Consider the following 17498-nt stretch of genomic DNA (forward strand, 5'->3'; position numbering starts at 1 on the left):
GCTTTGAATTGCCTTGCCGATCGGCAAGGCATTCAGCAGCAATCACCACAGCCAATAGGGCTGGATACTCACGAAGGCATCCAGCATGAATCGTTGATTTATTTCGGAGGTCTAAAACTCGGAGTTGATGACTTCTCCGGACGCACGTGTCCCAAGGGATCCCCACAGACCGAATGGACTCCTTGCACCCGCGTTGGATGGTGCTGCGTTGATGGCACGAACGGTTTTGGCGGTTTGGTTGCCGGCGTCAATGGAGTCGGTGATGAACTTCACCGCTCCGTCACCCATCAATACGTGGGCTCCGCCTAGGTGGCGACTGCCGGCAGGAGCCAAGACTTCCATTTGCACGGACTTCAGCGAGTTCGGGCTTTGGTTGTTGTCGACGCAGAACTCACGGTTGGGAGGCAGGATTGTTTGAAAGCCAGTGTGGAGCAAGAAACCCGACGCCCATTGGAACCCTCGTGCCCGGTCGGCAGCGGACGCGTTTTGCAGATCGCTGCTCACATTGGGGTCCCAGAACTGAGGGCGTTCAGGATCACGGAACTGTTCGCAATAGCTTGGGTTGTTCATGACAGCGGCCCAAGCTTTATTGCCAATGTGAGGCTGCGTGCGAATATCGTTGTCCCCCATGTCGGTCGGGATTTCACCACACATGAGCGTGTTGGATAGCCCGTCGAGAACGTCGCGAAACTTGGTGCTTTCCATCGGTACAAACATCCCCCGCTGAGACGCACGTAATCTTTCGATGCGCGAGCTATTGGGCGGTGTCATATCCCAGTCGTAGGCTCCTGAGTTGCCTTTTTCAATTGCATCGCCCATGCATGCGGCATAGTTCGTTCTTCCATTCGCCGGCAAACCCGTTCCCGGATCGCTGGGGCAGCGGAACGCTGGTATCTCAGTCACCCAAGGGACAAATGTTGCACGATTTGGCGTTGGCCCCATGGGTGGGTAGAAGTTCGGTGCAACCGGAAGAGTTGGATCGCCGTTGCTGATGTGTTCCCACAGTGCGGTTTGCTCGATGAAAGGCATCAGCCCCACCAAGAAACTCAGTTGAAGCCGATTGTCTATGTTGGAACTCGCGTAGTGACCACCCAGGTAACCACCACCATCGGTGCCGCCACGCTGCACAGGCAGTTGGTTGTATGCCGAGTGATAGTTGTGAAGTGCGAGTCCAATCTGTTTGACATTGTTCCCACAACTCATACGGCGAGCGGCCTCGCGAGCTGCTTGAACAGCAGGGAGCAGCAAACCTACCAACACTCCAATGATCGCGATCACGACGAGTAGTTCTACGAGAGTGAATCCATGCCTATCTCGACATCTATTTAACACAATCTACCTCTTTAATTCATTGAAAACACAAGGTTGCTAGTCAAGCATCAAGCCCGATTGAAATAGCGAGATAAGCTTGCCAAGCAGTAGGTGCCGTCTCACATACCAAAGGAGCCGGACCAGAAGACCTACTGCACTCGTCTACATGCGCGACCTGAAAGTTCTGGACAATGAAATCAATCATTTCTTACGAAAAGTTGGAGTCGCTTTTTGGAAACGACAAACAGACTGTGGCAGGGTCGTGAGAGTTGAGATAAGTCGTGGTTGATTTTGACGACGGAGTATCAAAGCAGGATCCTCTAACACTTCAAACGGACAACCCGTAATAGATGAAGTTTTGATGAACTGCATTTGGATGCGCGGCGACTTTCATGATGGACCCATACGACGCATGAAGATGCACGTCTCTTTGTGCATCAGGTAGGGGACCAGGACTGGGTGGCAGGAGGGGTGTGTCGAGGTTTTGTATTCTCGTGTGCCTTCTCTGTTAAGATCGATAAGCTGCATGAAAGACGATCAGATTGTTGAAGGCTTTTCGTCAGTGTTTGCACCATCACGATTCGATGCGGACCACGTGGTTATCAACCCATTCAACGAGCATCGTGACTTGCCCGAGACTGAAACATCGTTTCTTGCTTACGCGTGCGCTGCGTTGCGGCCAGGTACAGCCGGGGCGAACGTCTAAACGGCTCACATAATTCTGCCCGATCGTTCCTGCCCACGTGCTTATCGTGTGAAGCGAGGGCACGGTAGTTCCACCCATTCACTTCGAGCTCTTTCACGAAGCAACCCAGCAACGAAAACTGTTGAGGGCAGCGGTTCTACTCTGGCTCAGACAGCAGAGCGGTTGCGACTGTGTCTGCGAACAGGATGCCGCGACGGGTGAGTTGCAAATGGTGATTCTGGTGCGTGACCAGTTCCATCGATTGAAGTTTGGTCAGCGTTTGGGCAAGCAAGGTTTCCAGGTCGATTGAAGTACGGTCACGAACCGTTGAAAGGTCGATCCCGTCGAGCTGGCGAATTCCGAATGCGGCCAGTTCACGAGCGTACTGTTCCAATGTGATGGTCTCGGTTTCGTCGGTTGCACGTCCGCCGGCCAGTATGCGTTTCAGATAGGTCGTCGTGCTTCGATGATTGACTTCGCGTCGACCGTCAACGAAGCGAGCGGCTCCAGGACCAACGGCGTGCCAGCCACGTCCTGCCCAGTAGGCCAGGTTGTGTTGGCATCGGAAGGATTCTCGGGCAAAGCTGCTGATCTCGTACTGCTGCCAACCGTCGCTTGAGAATTGTTGTTGAGCGGCTTCGTACATTTGCAGTTCGAGCGTCTCATCGGTTTCTGCCAAATCACCGCGCAAACGCCGTGACCAGAAGGAGGTGCCTTTTTCGAATGTCAGGGCATAGGTGGAGACATGCGAGATCGAGGAGGCTGCGGCGATCGACAAATCATTTTGCCAAGTCGCGAGAGTTTCGTTCGGGGCACCAAAGATCAGATCGATCGAGACATTGCCGACTCGTTGGTGAGCGGCTTCGATCGCATCGAGTGCGATGGATTCGTCATGGCCGCGTTCGAGGCATCGCAATTTGTCGGCGTTGAACGACTGAACGCCGAGGCTGATCCGATTGACGCCGATGGCTTGCAAAGCATCCAAGCACTCGGGCGAGATGTCTTCGGGGTTTGCTTCCGCGGTGATCTCAGCATCGTCGGCGATCGGGAATGCCTCCGCGATGGCTCGATGCAGTCGCAGCAGATGTGCGGCTGACAATCGCGTTGGCGTGCCACCGCCCAAGAAGATTGTTTGCAGCGGCACATCTCGCGACGAGTTGTCGATGCCTTTGAGTTCTCGCTCGACGGCATCAATGTATTGATCTTGTAGCTCGTCGCGACCAGCGATCACGCTGAAGTTGCAGTAACCGCAACGATGACGACAGAACGGAACGTGCACATACAGCGACTGTGGTTGGGGCCAGCCGCCGGGAGGATTGCACGTCATGTTAGATCCAAAGTTTCAGCCGGTCGTCCAGCATGCCGGGCAATGCTTTTTTGACAAAGCGTCGGATTTGGACGTCGGTGTAACGCGTGCTGGCGTGAGACCCGATGATCAATTCGTTCTTGAAGTTGTCCGCTCGTTCGCGATAGTCATCCACGTGCATGTGGCCATGTTTGTGGATCTTTGATCGGCGATGTTCGGGCGCAGCAAACGTGAGTTCACTGATCAGAATTTTGGACTCATAAAACTCGGGGTTGTTGTCCAATCCCTTGGGTGATGTGTCGCCGGTGTAAGCGAACACGGGCACGCGTTGCTCGGTCGTGATTTCGGTGCCGGCCATCTTCAGGTCGCGAATTTTTTCGCCGGGCAGGTCCAGGTACTCGGGTTTGAGTTTGTGTCGACGTTGGTAGACGATGAACCCAAGTGCATCGATCGTGTGATGCACGTTCATGGATTTCACAACGTACTCACGACCGATCTTGGTTTCGTCGCCATCCAGCAATCCGATCAACTCACACGGCATCGCGCCGCGATCGAGGCTGCGGAAGGTTTGCAACATCTTCCACGCCATGTCGACCGCTGAATCGGGCAGGTAGATGATCGGCGGATCCATCTTCATCATTCGGCGGCGGGACACGTACGCGGGAAGGGCAGCGATGTGATCCAGGTGCGCGTGCGAGATGAACATGGTCGGCGTGCCCATGAAGTCCCAGGGTTGGACCCCGACATCAAAGAGCAGCTTGAGTTCGTTGATTCGCCAGCAGGTTTGCACGGCGGCACGCGAATAGCCCTCGATCGTCAGTCCGTTGTGGACATGCGAGAGGAGCGGAATGTTATCGACCATCAACGCATCCGGATCGGCATGTTGCTGTTGTCGATCGAGTCGGTGCCGTAGTTGTCGACTTCGTTGACGTTCAAATTGTCTGAATAGCGTTCGGTCCGCACGACTTCGATTTCACCTTCGTCGTTTTGGTCGACCGCAGCACCGTGGTGCCGAGTCAGTTCCAACATGGCCAGGAACCAACCGATGTAGGCCGATTTGTGTTGCCCGGCGGACACCAAATCGACCAGCGGAACGCGGGGGTGGGCCGCCAGTTCTTTGTGGATCTTTTGCATATAGACGTGAATGGGGGTGTCGTCGTAAATGACCTCGGTGGCCGGTGGCCCGGCGGATTCACGCATGATCCGTCCAAAGGCACTGACCAAGTCCCAGATCTCCAGCTCGACGATCGGTTGATCGGCCGGATCGTTGCGGCGGGTCGGGAGGTCGTCGGCGACGCGTTCAAATCGGGTTTGCCAACGAGCGGACATTTCGTCCAGCACAGCCGCCGCGTCGCGAATTTCTTTGTATTGCAGGAGGCGTTCGACCAACGCTTCGTGGGTGTCCTGGACGGCTTCTTCTGCGGTTTCGTCTTCAATTTTGGGAAGAACCGCCTGGCTTTTCATTTCCACCAAGGTGGCGGCCAGTTCCAGGAAATCGCCCACTTCGCCCAAATCGAGCTCCTGGAGCACGTCCAAGTGAGCGACGTATTGGTCGACCACTTTGGCCAGCGACATCTCCGTCAGCGACAATTCTTGGCGGCGGACCAAGTACAGCAGCAGATCGATTGGCCCTCGATAGACCGGCAAATCGATGCGAAAGCTCATGCAGTGGGTCGCTCAGGAACAGAAAGGGCTGAAAGTTAGGTGAATGAGGGACAAAAATGGCAGGAACAGGTTCGAGAGGCGAGCTGGTTCCGGCGGAATCGGGTGCCGAAGCGGAGCTATCAGCGAACATTCGGCGTCTGGAAGTGCTCTGTCCCGGCAGATCGAGCAGCGAGTTTGCAGCGATTGGCCCGAAGCCCTTGGCAGCGTCAACCTCCAAAATTATCATGCGTCGCTCTTGATCGCGACCCTTCCGTTGTATTTGTCGCGTCTTCGACGCGATTGGCGATCTTTTTTGCTCTCACATGGCGACTCACAGGCATTTTCATGGCCAGTCCCAACCAACGTCATTTGCTCTCGGCGCTCGTTCAAAACGTGCCCGGAGTGCTTGCACACATTTCCGGAATGCTCGCTTCCCGCGGTTACAACATTGATTCGTTGGCTGTCGGTGAAACCGAGGATCCAACGCTTTCGCGAATGACGTTTGTCGTTGTCGGCGACGACCAAGTCCTCGACCAAGTCCGCAAACAACTCGAGAAAATCGTCACGGTCGTGCGTGTGCTGGATATCAGCTCCAACGATTACGTCGAACGCGATCTCCTGCTGGTCAAAGTCACCGCACCCGCAGGTGGCGTCCGCAGCGAAATTCGCGAATTGGTCGATATCTTCCGCGGTCAAATCGTCGATGTCGGCGAAGGGGAAGTGATGATCGAAATCAGCGGCCGAGCCAACAAAGTCCAGGCTTTCATCGAACGAATCGATCGCTACGGCATCGTCGAATTGGTCCGCACGGGCCGCATCGCAATGGTTCGCAGTGGTTCGCAAGTCACCTCGAGTGAGCCTGCTGCTGAAACCGTCCAAGCCTAACACCGATTCTGTACCGATCCCTTCCAAATCATCTTTCCCCACACACCCTGAGTGACTTCTCATGGCAGCCACCATTTACTACGAAAACGACGCCGACCTGTCCCACTTGAAAGGCAAGAAGGTCGCGATCTTGGGTTACGGTTCGCAAGGACACGCCCAAGCTCAAAACCTGCGTGACAGCGGTTGCGAGGTCATCATTGGCCAGCGTCCCGGCAGTGCAAACTACGACTTGGCCGTCTCGCACGGGTTCGAGCCTATGTCGATCGCCGAGGCCACCAAGGCAGCCGACGTCATCAACGTGTTGCTTCCCGATGAAGTTCAAGCGGACATCTATCGCGATTCGATTCGTGACAATTTGTCCGAAGGCAACGTGTTGATGTGCTCGCACGGTTTCAACATTCACTTCGGTCAAATCGATCCTCCCAAGGGCATCGACACTCTGCTCGTCGCTCCCAAGGGCCCCGGCCACTTGGTCCGTAGCGAGTACGAAAAGGGCGGCGGCGTTCCTGCGTTGATCGCACTGGGCGAAGGTGCTTCGGAAACCACCAAGCAAATCGGTTTGGCATACGCCAAGGGCATCGGCGGAACTCGCGGTGGTGTCATCGAAACCACTTTCGCGGAAGAAACCGAAACCGACTTGTTCGGCGAACAAGTTGTCTTGTGCGGCGGTGTCAGCGAATTGGTCAAGGCTGGTTTCGACACGTTGGTCGAAGCTGGTTACCAGCCTGAAATGGCTTACTTCGAGTGCATGCACGAACTGAAGTTGATCGTCGATTTGTTGTACGAAGGTGGCTTGAGCTACATGCGATACAGCATCAGCAACACCGCTGAGTACGGCGATTACGTCACCGGCCCACGCATCATCACCGATGAAACCAAAGCCGAAATGAAGAAGGTTCTCGAAGAGATCCAACAAGGCGAGTTCGCTCGCAAGTGGATCAGCGAAAACCGTGCGGGTGCTCCTTTCTTCAAGGCGACCCGACGTCGCGAACGTTTGCACGGTGTCGAGCAAATCGGTCTCGGCCTTCGCCGCATGATGAACTGGATCGACGAAAAAGAAGTTTGATCCGGTGAGCGGCCCCGCTGACGATTCAGGCCGCATTCCAAAGGTCACCGGTTCGGTCCAAGACTGGGCGCAATTGCAGATCGATTGCGTCCGCCGGTGGCACGATGAACCCATGGCCAACCCGTATTCGGGTTGGCTGAAATGGGTGTGCCAGCAACATGCTTTCAATTTTGAGTTGTGGCACGAAGAAGACGTCGCACGCAATCCAAACGTGACCGACGCTCGCATTGCAGAAGTCAAACGTTCCATCGATCGGCTGAATCAACAGCGAAACGATTGGATCGAAAAGCTGGACGATGCGATCACGGAATCCATCCAGCAATCGGATGTCGTGGTTCCTGAGAACGCTCCGATCAACACCGAGACGCCCGGCAGTGCGATCGACCGGTTGTCGATCATGTCGCTGCGTTTGTTTCATTACGCCGAGCAGTTGCAACGGCAGGATGTCGATGCCGGGCACCGATCCAAGGTGGAAGCGAGGTGGTTGCTTTGCCAAGTCCAGCATGCGGATCTGTCAGCGTCATTGCAAAAGTTGATCGATGACATTTTCGCTGGCCGCAAACGTCACAAGACGTACCGCCAAATGAAGATGTACAACGACCCCAGCCTCAACCCTGAGATGTCGGGTTGAGGGGTCGGGTTTTGACGGCCTTGCTAACGCGGCGGGTTGTGAAATGAGCGACGCATTGGCGTTCGATGGCTGCTCGCCTCGCTTTATTCCAAAGCATCGGCGAGGAAGCCATGTGAAACATGGCCTACATGTCTCCGTAGCCGAATTCGCCAAGAATTCGGACGGGCATGGGCGAGCCATGTCGGCGGGCAACCTGTAGCACGGCGGTCTCCGCCGTGAGTTCCCCTCGGCGGTGGCATCCGGCATTGCATCCATCATGCTCCGAATTCTTGGCGAATCCGGCTACATCTTTAGGCGTCCAACCCATATGCCTTGATCGCGTTGCCGGCGAAGAAAGTGGCTTGTTCGTCGTCGCTCAATTCGGATGCCAATTCGCGAACGGTGTCGAGCCATTGCTTGTGGCCGGTTCGAAGCAAGCACACGGGCCAGTCACTGCCGAACATCAGACGCTGCGGCCCGAACGCTTCCAAGGCAACGTCCCAGTACGGACGAATGGTTTCGATGTTCCATTCCGCGTCGCGAACTTCGGTGGCCACGCCAGAGAACTTGCAGGTCAAATTTTCGCGGCGGGCGAGTTCTTTGAAGTGCGGTTCCCACTGGGGATCCATCTTGCCACCTGAGATCGTTGGCTTGGCAATGTGGTCGACCACCATCGGCAAACTCGCGTGGCGGTCCGCGAAATCGATCGCGGCGGGAAGCTGTTTGGCGAAGATCAGAATGTCATAGACCAAGTTGTGTTGGCCGAGCAGCGAGACGCCGTGATTGAACGCTTGGCCGTCGAGAAAGCGATTGTCCGGTTCGTCTTGAACAACATGTCGCATGCCGACCAGCTTGTCGGTACCGGAGACGGATTCCAACTGCGATTCGATGTCGGAATCCGCCAGCCCGGTCCAGCCCACCACGCCGCGAATCAGGGGTTCTTCGGAAGCGATTTTCAGCAGGTCCTCGGTTTCTCGCATCGACTGACGAGCCTGAACGCTGACGAAGCCATCGACTCCGCTTTCAGCGGCGATCTCGCGTAATTGTGCGGCGAGGAAGTCCTGGCGAAGGACGCTCATGTCGTCGCTGATCCAGCCGTATTCTTCCGGATCGTAGGCCCAAAGGTGGTGGTGCGAATCGATCAACATGATGATTTTCTCTATAGAGAAATGTGGTTTGGGGAAGGTGTTCGGCGTGGCAAAACACGCGCGAGCCACATCCTATCTTGCAACGCCAACAAGGGAACCTGAAGGCTGCTTGGTGTGTCCTGCTTGAGCAACAAAATGGTGCCTGACGGGCCGCAGCCGATCCCGCGATCATCCCGGTGGAGGACCACCGAGCGACGGATGCACTCGTCACCCACTTGAAAATTGCGTTCGTCTCTGCCGTTCGGGTTGCTCGTTTGTTGGTAGGCGACGAAGATATCGGTTCAAAGGTGCGGGAAAACGGCGTCTTTTCTCACCCTCTTTGATTTTCATCCCTTCGCCTGCTTTTGGGTTATCCATGTTGCAAGCCACGTCGACTGATCAGCTTCTCGCCGAACTCATCCGCGAACGCATTTTGATGCTCGATGGTGCGATGGGGACGATGATCCAGCGGTTGGAATTGGATGAAGCGGCGGTGCGTAGCGACCGGTTCGCTGACCACCACAAAGACCTGAAGAACTTCTCAGACATTTTGTGCCTGACTCATCCTGAGAAGATCACCGAGATCCACTCGAAGTACTACGAAGCCGGCAGCGACATTGTCGAAACGAACTCGTTTGGTGCGTCGCCAATTGGGATGGTCGAGTTTGACCTCCCGTTGGATTTAGTCGACGAGATCAACGTGGCCGCCGTTGCTTGCGCTCGCAAAGCCGCTGATCAGTGGACCGAGAAGACACCCGACAAACCTCGCTTTGTTGCTGGTTCGATTGGGCCAACGACGATGCAGCTCGCCATCAGCACCGACGTCGAGGACGCTGCTTTTCGAGCGACCACGTTCGACAAGCTGGCCGACAGCTACTACGCCCAAGTGAAATCGCTGTGCGAAGCCGGCGTGGATATCCTGCTGCCTGAAACCGCCATCGACACGTTGAACCTGAAGTCGTGTTTGTTCGCGATTCAGCGTTACTTTGACGAAGGCGGCCGGCGGGTTCCCGTGATGGTATCGGGGACGTTCGACAAAGGCGGCCGAACGTTTGTCAGTGGTCAAAGCGTCGAAGCTTTCGTCACCGCACTGTCACACTTCCCCGTGTTGTCGGTCGGGATGAACTGTGCCCTCGGGCCAGACATCATGCGTCCGCACGTGGAGGAAATGTCCAAAGCGACCGGGCTGCCAATCAGCTGTCACCCCAACGCTGGGTTGCCCAATGAGATGGGCGCGTTCGACTTGGACCCCAAGCCGATGGCAGAGATCGTTGGTGAGTACGCCGACAATGGCTGGATCAACATTCTTGGTGGTTGTTGCGGAACCACTCCCGATCACATCCGTGCGATGACGGAACGGGTCAAGAATTGCAAACCCAAGCAGGACGACAAGGGCGGTCCAGTATGGACTCGGTTGTCGGGTCAGTTGCCGATGGTGATGCGGCCCGAGATCCCATTCACGATGGTCGGTGAACGCACCAACGTGACCGGTAGTCGCAAGTTCGCTCGCTTGATTCGCAACGAAGAGTACGACGAAGCGGTCGAGGTTGCGCGCGAACAAGTCGAGAACGGTGCAACGATCATCGATGTGAACTTCGATGATGCGTTGCTCGATGGCGTCGAAGCCATGACGCGATTCTTGCGTTTGATCGCGGGTGACTCCGTCGTGGCCGCCGTTCCCGTGATGATCGACAGCAGTCGCTGGGAAGTCATCGAGGCTGGTCTGCAAAACGTGCAGGGCAAAGCGATCGTCAACTCGATCTCTCTGAAAGACGGCGAAGAAGAGTTTCTCCGTCGTGCAAGGTTGGTGCGCCAATACGGTGCGGCGACGGTGGTGATGGCGTTTGACGAAGAGGGCCAAGCAGCCGACGAGGACAACAAGGTCCGAATTTGCAAACGAGCTTACGACTTATTGGTCAACCAAGCCCACTTCCCGCCCGAAGACATCATCTTTGACCCCAACATCCTGACGGTTGCGACCGGGATGGAAGAGCACAACAACTACGCAGTTGATTTCGTCAACGCGGTCGAACGGATCAAGAAAGAATGTCCCGGTGCAAAGACCAGCGGCGGCGTCAGCAACATCAGCTTCAGCTTCCGTGGCAACGACCCGGTTCGCGAAGCCATCCACAGCGCGTTTCTGTACCGAGCCGTGAAGGCCGGTTTGGACATGGGGATCGTCAACGCGGGGCAGTTGGAAGTCTACGAAGAGATTCCCAAGGATCTGCTGGAACATGTCGAGGATGTGCTTTGGAACCGACGCGATGACGCGACCGATCGCATGCTGGAATTTGCCGAGACTGTCAAAGGCAGCGGCAAGAAAAAATCCGGCGAAGACCTGGCTTGGCGAGAGAACTCGATCGAAGAACGGATGAAGCATGCTCTGATCAAGGGCATCGACAAATACATCGTCGAAGACACCGAGGAGGCGCGTCAGCACTACGACAAATGCTTGCACATCATCGAAGGTCCGTTGATGGCTGGGATGAGTGTGGTGGGTGATTTGTTTGGTCAAGGCAAGATGTTTTTGCCTCAGGTCGTTAAGTCCGCACGCGTGATGAAGAAGGCGGTCGCCTACCTCGAACCGTTCATGGAACAGGAAAAGGTCGAGGCTGGAACTCAAGATCACAAAGCTCGCGGCAAGTTCTTAATCGCGACGGTCAAAGGCGACGTTCATGACATCGGCAAGAACATTGTCGGTGTGGTTTTGCAGTGCAATAACTACGAAGTGATCGACCTGGGCGTGATGGTTTCCAGCGAAAAGATTTTGGAGGAAGCCGTCAAGCAAGACGCTGACATGATTGGTTTGTCAGGGCTGATCACACCCAGCCTCGATGAGATGGTTCATGTCGCTCGCGAGATGAAACGCATCGGGATGAAGAAGCCATTGTTGGTCGGCGGTGCAACGACGAGTGCCAAGCACACGGCGGTTCGGATCGCACCGGCATACGACGGTCCGGTGTTGCACGTCTTGGACGCCAGTCGCAGTGTTGGTGTCGTGGAGAAGTTGCTCAGCGATGATTCTCGCGATGCATTTTTGGAAGCCAATGTCAGCGAACAAGAGAAGCTGGTCAGCAGCTTCCGCGAACGCAAGCAGACCTTGGTTCCTTATGAACAAGCTCTCGAGAAACGATTCAAAACGGATTGGGAATCGGTTCGCATTGACCAACCTGAATTCATTGGTACGAAGGTGCTCGATGACTTCCCGCTGGCAACACTTCGTGACTACATCGATTGGTCACCATACTTCATGACTTGGGAGCTAAAGGGCAAGTACCCGAAGATCTTCCAAGATGAAACGGTTGGTCCGATTGCCAAAGAGGTGTTCGAGAAAGCGAACAAGATGCTTGACCGAGTTATCGATGAAAAACTGATTCAAGCCAAAGGCGTGTACGGTTTCTGGCCAGCGGCATCGGACGGCGATGACATCATCGTTTACACCGATGAGTCGCGAACGGAAGAACGCACGCGATTCCATTGCTTGCGTCAGCAATGGGAGCGTCGCGGGCAGAAGGATTTCCGTTCGTTGGCCGACTACATCGCGCCCGTCGACAGTGGTCGCAAAGACTACCTCGGTGGTTTCGCCGTGACCGCTGGATTGGGCGCTGAGGAATTGTCGATGCGATTCAAGAAGGAGCTCGACGACGAAGGTTCGATCATCGCTTCTGCGGTCGCCGATCGCTGTGCCGAAGCCTTCGCGGAATACTTGCACCAACAAGTCCGCGAGCAATGGCAATACGGCAGGGAAGAGGATCTGACCAACGAGGACATGATCGCGGAGAAGTACCGCGGCATTCGGCCGGCGGCGGGCTATCCTGCGTGTCCCGATCACACTGAGAAGCGAACCCTGTTTGACTTGTTAGAAGCCGAGAAGAACACCGGAATCAATCTGACCGAGAGCTATGCGATGTCGCCGGGAGCCAGCGTCAGTGGTTTGTACTTCTCGCATCCAGATGCCAAGTACTTCACGGTCGATCGGATGACGAAAGACCAAATTGAATCATATGCGGCTCGCAAGGGCTGGCCGATTTCGGAAGTTGAGCGTTGGTTGTCACCCAACTTGGCGTATGACCCATCCTGATCGTCGGTGGCTGTGGTTGGTCAGCGGGATCACCCTCGCATTTTTAGTGCGAGGTTCGATCGTGCTGGCCAAACTGGATTCGTTGGATGCGGATCCGGATGCCTATCGAGTGATCGCGGAAACGCTGGCCCAAACCGGTACCTTCGGTTTGATGGGTGAAGGTGAGGTGGCGACCCCGACCGCGTTTCGTCCTCCGCTGTATCCGTGGTTGCTCTCATTCTTTGTTGACAACGATGGCCATTTGGCATCCGGTTGGGTGGCCATGTTGCATGTGTGTTTGGGTGTTCTGACGATTGGTTTGACGTGGGACATCGCTCGCCGTTGGTGGTCCGATCGAGTTGCTTGGATCGCAGCGAGCCTGGTGGCCATAGATCCGATGCTATTGTGGCAATCCACACTGGTGATGACGGAAACCATTGCCACTGCGTTGACGGCGATGGTTTGGTGGTGGTGGGTGGCGAGGCTGAACCCCAGGCCGGGAGCCGTCAAATTGGACGGCGACGAACGAATCAATTCGTGTGATCTGTCACCTTCGCGGCCGATCATCGATGCCGTTGTGTTTGGCGGATTGTTGTCGCTGACTGTTTTGTGCCGGCCGACGTTCTTGGTTTGGGCGGCGATGTTGATTCCGGCTTTGTTCTTCGTCGGTCCAAGTTGTCGGATACGGCGAGTGGCTCGCGTCGGCGTCGTGGGTTTGATTCTCGTTGCGACTGTTGGTCTTTGGACGTTGCGGAATGTTACGCAACTTGGTCACCCGATTTGGGCAACCACGCATGGTGGCTACACATTGTTGCTGGCGAACAATGAATCGTTTTATGACTCCCTGAATGAGTCATCGATTGGATGGAAACCTTGGGAACGTACGCCGTGGGATCCGACCGAGTTCTTCGCTGAGTACGAGGCCCGAGAAAGAGGCGACGACGAGGTGTCGGATGATCGGGTTGCCTATGAAATGGCCAGGTCCACCATCTCGAATCGGCCGGCGATGTTTGCTTGGTCGTGCGTCGTTCGGGCGACGAGTCTATGGCATCCGTTTCCCGCTCGCACGCCCGATCGATCGATGATGGTGATCCTTCTGATCGGGATTTATCAAAGCGGAATGCTGTTGTTCGCTGTGCTTGGAGTTGGTCGGCACTGGCGTCAGTGGCGACGCCCGAATGCTTGGCCTGTGTTCGCGTTGGTGATCACGCTGACCGCGGTGCACAGTGTGTACTGGAGCAACCCACGAATGCGTTCGCCGGTCATTCCGATGTTGGCCGTTGCGGTGGCGTGCTTGGTGGTTCCAAAGAAGGCGGACCGAACCACAACCACGTAGCCGGACACCGTAGGCTAGGTTCTACCTAGCGACCGTGATTCGCTGGTCCGTCGGAAGCTTGTGATGGATCGTGCTGTTGACGCCTCGCTTTGTTCCAAAGCATCGGTTGGGATTCCAGGTGGAACCTGGACTACGAATAAAATGCGAAGGGAAATTGCAAAGTAGTTTATCTGTTCAGCGTTGTTCGAGCAGGGATCGTTGGCGTTCGTACTTGTAGCCGGGCATGAAGAAGCATCCCGCTGCGACGATGCCAAAGATCAAGTGAGCGGCGGATGGGAACACCGCCATCGCTACCGAGGTTGCGAGCAAGAGCACTGTTTGAATGTAAAACGCTCCGCTCAGCATCCCGGCTTTGATCAGGAAGACCATGGCGGTGATCACGCCCAGCATCGGTGCCAATCGCAATGGTTCCAGTCCGATCCACCATTCCAACGGAAACAGCAGGGCGGTCGCAATCAGGCTGGCGCCCCACACATGGGCGACTTGTCGTTCAATGAACGTGACCGGTCCCATGCGTTGACGCAGTTTCCAAAACACGGCGGCCCAGGCACTCAGTCCGATCACCCACACGAAGACATAAATCCAACGCTCATTGATCCCAGCGAGCGCCATTTGCCAAGTCATCAGACTGGCCACCAACAGCACCAGCGAATGCCACATCCAAAGCAGCCCCCACTTTTCAAGCACGGCCGCATGATGGGTTTCGCGAAAGACTCTCGCGAGGACTTGGTTGAAACGGCCGCTGCGAGCGGAGACGCGTTCATCGGCGAGGTAGGCTTCGATGTCGCTGGCGAGTGCTTCCGCGGTCGGGTATCTCAGGTCGGCTGGTTTTTGCAAACAACGAATCGTGATCATCTCGAGATCACGATCCAAACTTGGACGTAGCGCTCGCGGCGGCGTCGGATCTTGTTCCGTGACCAACATCACCAGTTCCATCGGTGATTCGGCGACGAAGGGGGCCCGTCCGGTCAAAGCGAAATACAGAACGCAGCCGAGCGAATAGACGTCGCTGGCGGGACCGATGTCACCGCGACGACCACCGGCTTGTTCGGGTGACATGTACGCGGGGGTGCCGACCAACATGCCGGTTCGGGTCAGGTCCATCTTGGCACCGACCTGTTTGGCCAATCCAAAATCCGTGATCATCGGTCGCCCGTCTTTGGCGATCAGGATGTTGCCCGGTTTGATGTCGCGGTGCAGGATGCCAGCTTGATGAGCCACCGCGACGGCGCGAGCGATTTGGGCGACCATTCGTGCCGCCTCGCGAGGTGCCATGGGACCGCACGCAACTCTCTGGGAAAGGGTTTGTCCTTCGATGAATTGCATGCTGAAAAATGGCCGGCCTTCGATGTCACCGACTTCGTACACGGGCACAATGCTGGGGTGATCCAGAGATGCAGTTGCCGCGGCTTCGGCCATGAAGCGTTGCAGATCGGCGTCGCTGGCCAAACGGCCCCGAAGGATCATCTTGATCGCGACTTCTCGGTCGAGCGATCGTTGGCGGGCACGAAAGACCACGCCCATGCCGCCTCGGCCAACTTCTTCCAGCAAATCAAAGTCGCCGATGGTTGTCGGCAATCGAAGGCTACGCCAACGAGCCGACGAGTCTTCTGAAACGTCGGGGACATCCGGAACCACCGGGGCTTCATCGTGGGCGGTGCCGGCGGTGTCGGTGACCAATACGGCACCCCACAGTTGCTGCAAATCATCTGCAAGTGTTGGGTGTTGTTCGCAAATGGCGTGGAAGTCGACGGCTTCGCCCTGGCAAACTTTGTCTGTGATCTCCGCTAGCACATCGGCAAGGTACTGATCGTGCGAACGAACTTCGTCGGATGAGCCGGTGTGCGACGGGTCTGGCGAAGAGGCCATCGAAGCCTCAACCCTGCGAGTCGTTGTCGACGCCGAAGTTTTCCTTGTCTTCTTCCAGCACCGCTTTCAAGCGACGAACCGCACGCAGGTAGCGCATGCTGGCGGCGGGTGGATTGAGGTTAAGAACTTCAGCGATCTCGAGGTTCGAAAGGTGCTCGTAGTGACGCATTAGGATGACTTCGCGGTCGCCTTCGTCCAGCTTCTGAATGGCCGCCTCGACTTGCGTCGCGATTTCACGCTGGGTCGCGACGGCGGCGGGAGTCATCGCGGGGTCGCACAATTGAATCGCGAGATCGACGGATGATTCATCCACACGGCCGCCGCCGGCGATCGGTTGCTCGCGGTCCATGTTGCGTTTGGCACTGACACGGTGGCGGCGGTAGGTGTCAATGATGTGGTCCCAGGCGATTTGCCGGAGCCACAAATGGAACGCCATCACCGGATCGTCGAGGTACTTTTGGAGACGTCCGCTGGCTTCGACCAAAACTTCTTGGACGACGTCACTGACGTCCACGCGTCGCTGGACTTTTCGGTCCAAACGGACCTCCACCAATCGACGGATCGGGCCGCGGTGTCGGTCTAGCAGTTGATTGACGGCTTCGGGGTCGCCCTGGCGTGCTGCTTTGATCAGCACTTCCGTGTTGTCGCCCGATGGCCATAAAGATTTGGTCATGGTCACGCTCCAATCACATGGTAGCGTGTTGGAAATAGGGCAATCGTCCCTGGCTCACTTCCATTCGCGAATTTGAATGTTCTTGAACCAAACTTTCATGGCGGGGCCTCGGTGCAATTGCAACGCGATGACTCCCGAGTCGGCTTTTTTGCCGGGTTGTTGGTCGACCAAACGGATCATCAGCGTTTCGTTGATGAATTGTTCCAAGTGGTTGTCTCTCACCAAGATTCGGTAGTCGTTCCATTCGCCCAGATGGATGCTGTTGGCGAGTTCTTCGGCGGTCGCGAATTGTTCGGTCGTCTTTTCGCCGGTCGCCCAAATCGTGGTTTGTTGTCCGCGAGTGGCCAAAATTCCGCGGCCTTTTTCTTCGTACAGGATCCCTGCGAAACGATTGGTCGCATCGATGTCGGCTTGGTAGCCACCGACGATGAATTTCTCTTCGTCGAGGACTTTGCTGCGGTACTGGATGCCCGAGTTGCCACCAATCATCTTGAACTGCAGAGTCAGCTCGAAGCTGCCTTTGACCGGGCGATCGAGGATCAAGAACGTGTTTTGCTTGATCGGTTCCTCATCGGTCGTTTGACCGTGAATCGCACCGTCGTCGACCGACCAAAGGTCCTCACGCCCACGCCAGCCGTCGAGGGTTTTGCCATCGAACAAGGTGACGGTTTTGGCACCTTTCATTGTTTTGGCCAGAACAGCCTTATCGCTGTCTTGGGCGTTGGCGGGGGAAGCCGCGAAGGTGGCGGCAAGAGTCAGGATGCAAAGAACACGGTTCACGGTTGAGCTCATGAGGTGGGGCGGGAAGGTGTGTTTCGGGCAAGAGAATGCCGGGAAGGGCAGTTTAACCGGAGGAATCTATGGATGGGGCTCGGACGGCAAAATCCTGTTGGTGACAAACGGCTCGCCGCTGATACGGGCAAGCC

General features: G+C 56.1%; 13 protein-coding genes. 5 read left to right on the top strand and 8 right to left on the bottom strand.

Annotated features, from left to right (window positions below; genetic code table 11):
• Positions 1-111 precede the first annotated feature (111 nt).
• The 4 genes from B2R17_RS27640 to B2R17_RS27655 all read right to left on the bottom strand — a co-directional run bounded on the left by B2R17_RS27640 (position 112) and on the right by B2R17_RS27655 (position 4967).
• Positions 112-1332 (bottom strand): DUF1559 domain-containing protein, encoded by a 1221-nt coding sequence (locus B2R17_RS27640; protein ID WP_339886577.1) that lies wholly within the window; start codon positions 1330-1332, stop codon positions 112-114.
• An 821-nt stretch (positions 1333-2153) separates the two neighbouring features.
• Positions 2154-3323: a radical SAM family heme chaperone HemW gene (gene hemW / locus B2R17_RS27645; RefSeq protein WP_286766536.1), complete on the bottom strand. Its 1170-nt coding sequence runs from the start codon at positions 3321-3323 to the stop codon at positions 2154-2156.
• 1 nt (position 3324) lies between these two features.
• Entirely contained in the window at positions 3325-4164 is an 840-nt protein-coding gene (locus B2R17_RS27650) for an MBL fold metallo-hydrolase (protein WP_286766537.1), read from the bottom strand.
• Positions 4164-4967 carry a segregation and condensation protein A gene (locus B2R17_RS27655; RefSeq protein WP_286766538.1) on the bottom strand — a complete coding sequence of 268 codons (804 nt, stop codon included), beginning with the start codon at positions 4965-4967 and terminating at the stop codon, positions 4164-4166. The genes B2R17_RS27650 and B2R17_RS27655 overlap by 1 nt, the downstream gene beginning before the upstream one ends.
• A gap of 324 nt (positions 4968-5291) precedes the next feature.
• Between B2R17_RS27655 and ilvN the strand changes: the two genes are divergently transcribed.
• From ilvN to B2R17_RS27670, 3 genes are all read left to right on the top strand, one after another.
• Complete coding sequence (ilvN, locus tag B2R17_RS27660) at positions 5292-5831, top strand: acetolactate synthase small subunit (protein WP_007339870.1); 540 nt, start codon at positions 5292-5294, stop codon at positions 5829-5831.
• A 61-nt stretch (positions 5832-5892) separates the two neighbouring features.
• Positions 5893-6897, top strand: a complete 1005-nt coding sequence (gene ilvC / locus B2R17_RS27665; RefSeq protein ID WP_007339869.1) for a ketol-acid reductoisomerase — start codon at positions 5893-5895, stop codon at positions 6895-6897.
• A 4-nt stretch (positions 6898-6901) separates the two neighbouring features.
• Entirely contained in the window at positions 6902-7528 is a 627-nt protein-coding gene (locus tag B2R17_RS27670; protein WP_286766539.1) for a DUF4254 domain-containing protein, read from the top strand.
• Between the two features lie 290 nt (positions 7529-7818).
• On the opposite strand, the gene B2R17_RS27675 is transcribed toward B2R17_RS27670, so the two are convergent.
• Positions 7819-8655, bottom strand: coding sequence for an amidohydrolase family protein (locus tag B2R17_RS27675; protein ID WP_286766540.1), 837 nt, complete (start codon positions 8653-8655; stop codon positions 7819-7821).
• Positions 8656-9010: 355 nt separating this feature from the next.
• Here B2R17_RS27675 and metH point away from each other — a divergent pair, with 355 nt between their 5' ends.
• Together metH and B2R17_RS27685 are read left to right on the top strand one after the other, a co-directional pair.
• On the top strand, positions 9011-12715 hold the full coding sequence (gene metH / locus B2R17_RS27680) for a methionine synthase (protein WP_286766541.1): 3705 nt from the start codon (positions 9011-9013) through the stop codon (positions 12713-12715).
• Positions 12702-14030, top strand: coding sequence for an ArnT family glycosyltransferase (locus tag B2R17_RS27685; protein ID WP_286766542.1), 1329 nt, complete (start codon positions 12702-12704; stop codon positions 14028-14030). The genes metH and B2R17_RS27685 overlap by 14 nt, the downstream gene beginning before the upstream one ends.
• Positions 14031-14204: 174 nt before the next feature.
• On the opposite strand, the gene B2R17_RS27690 is transcribed toward B2R17_RS27685, so the two are convergent.
• From B2R17_RS27690 to B2R17_RS27700, 3 genes are read right to left on the bottom strand one after another with little or no spacing between them, the layout of a single operon-like run.
• Positions 14205-15899, bottom strand: coding sequence for a serine/threonine-protein kinase (locus tag B2R17_RS27690; RefSeq protein ID WP_286766543.1), 1695 nt, complete (start codon positions 15897-15899; stop codon positions 14205-14207).
• A 7-nt stretch (positions 15900-15906) separates the two neighbouring features.
• The gene (locus B2R17_RS27695) at positions 15907-16572 is read right to left on the bottom strand and encodes a sigma-70 family RNA polymerase sigma factor (protein ID WP_286766544.1); all 666 of its coding nucleotides are present in this window, start codon (positions 16570-16572) and stop codon (positions 15907-15909) included.
• Between the two features lie 54 nt (positions 16573-16626).
• Positions 16627-17352 carry a 3-keto-disaccharide hydrolase gene (locus B2R17_RS27700; RefSeq protein ID WP_286766545.1) on the bottom strand — a complete coding sequence of 242 codons (726 nt, stop codon included), beginning with the start codon at positions 17350-17352 and terminating at the stop codon, positions 16627-16629.
• Positions 17353-17498: the final 146 nt, after the last annotated feature.

It is taken from the genome of Rhodopirellula sp. UBA1907 (assembly GCF_002337565.1).
GTDB classification, from domain to species: Bacteria; Planctomycetota; Planctomycetia; order Pirellulales; family Pirellulaceae; genus Rhodopirellula; species Rhodopirellula europaea.

Bases quoted from the DNA above. Each gene is read 5' to 3' on its own strand.
- hemW (WP_286766536.1), bottom strand. From the start codon at position 3,323: ATGACGTGCAATCCTCCCGGCGGCTGGCCCCAACCACAGTCGCTGTAT.
- B2R17_RS27655 (WP_286766538.1), bottom strand. From the start codon at position 4,967: ATGAGCTTTCGCATCGATTTGCCGGTCTATCGAGGGCCAATCGATCTG.
- metH (WP_286766541.1), top strand. From the start codon at position 9,011: ATGTTGCAAGCCACGTCGACTGATCAGCTTCTCGCCGAACTCATCCGC.
- B2R17_RS27675 (WP_286766540.1), bottom strand. From the start codon at position 8,655: ATGTTGATCGATTCGCACCACCACCTTTGGGCCTACGATCCGGAAGAA.
- ilvC (WP_007339869.1), top strand. From the start codon at position 5,893: ATGGCAGCCACCATTTACTACGAAAACGACGCCGACCTGTCCCACTTG.
- B2R17_RS27695 (WP_286766544.1), bottom strand. From the start codon at position 16,572: ATGACCAAATCTTTATGGCCATCGGGCGACAACACGGAAGTGCTGATC.
- B2R17_RS27690 (WP_286766543.1), bottom strand. From the start codon at position 15,899: ATGGCCTCTTCGCCAGACCCGTCGCACACCGGCTCATCCGACGAAGTT.
- ilvN (WP_007339870.1), top strand. From the start codon at position 5,292: ATGGCCAGTCCCAACCAACGTCATTTGCTCTCGGCGCTCGTTCAAAAC.
- B2R17_RS27685 (WP_286766542.1), top strand. From the start codon at position 12,702: ATGACCCATCCTGATCGTCGGTGGCTGTGGTTGGTCAGCGGGATCACC.
- B2R17_RS27650 (WP_286766537.1), bottom strand. From the start codon at position 4,164: ATGGTCGATAACATTCCGCTCCTCTCGCATGTCCACAACGGACTGACG.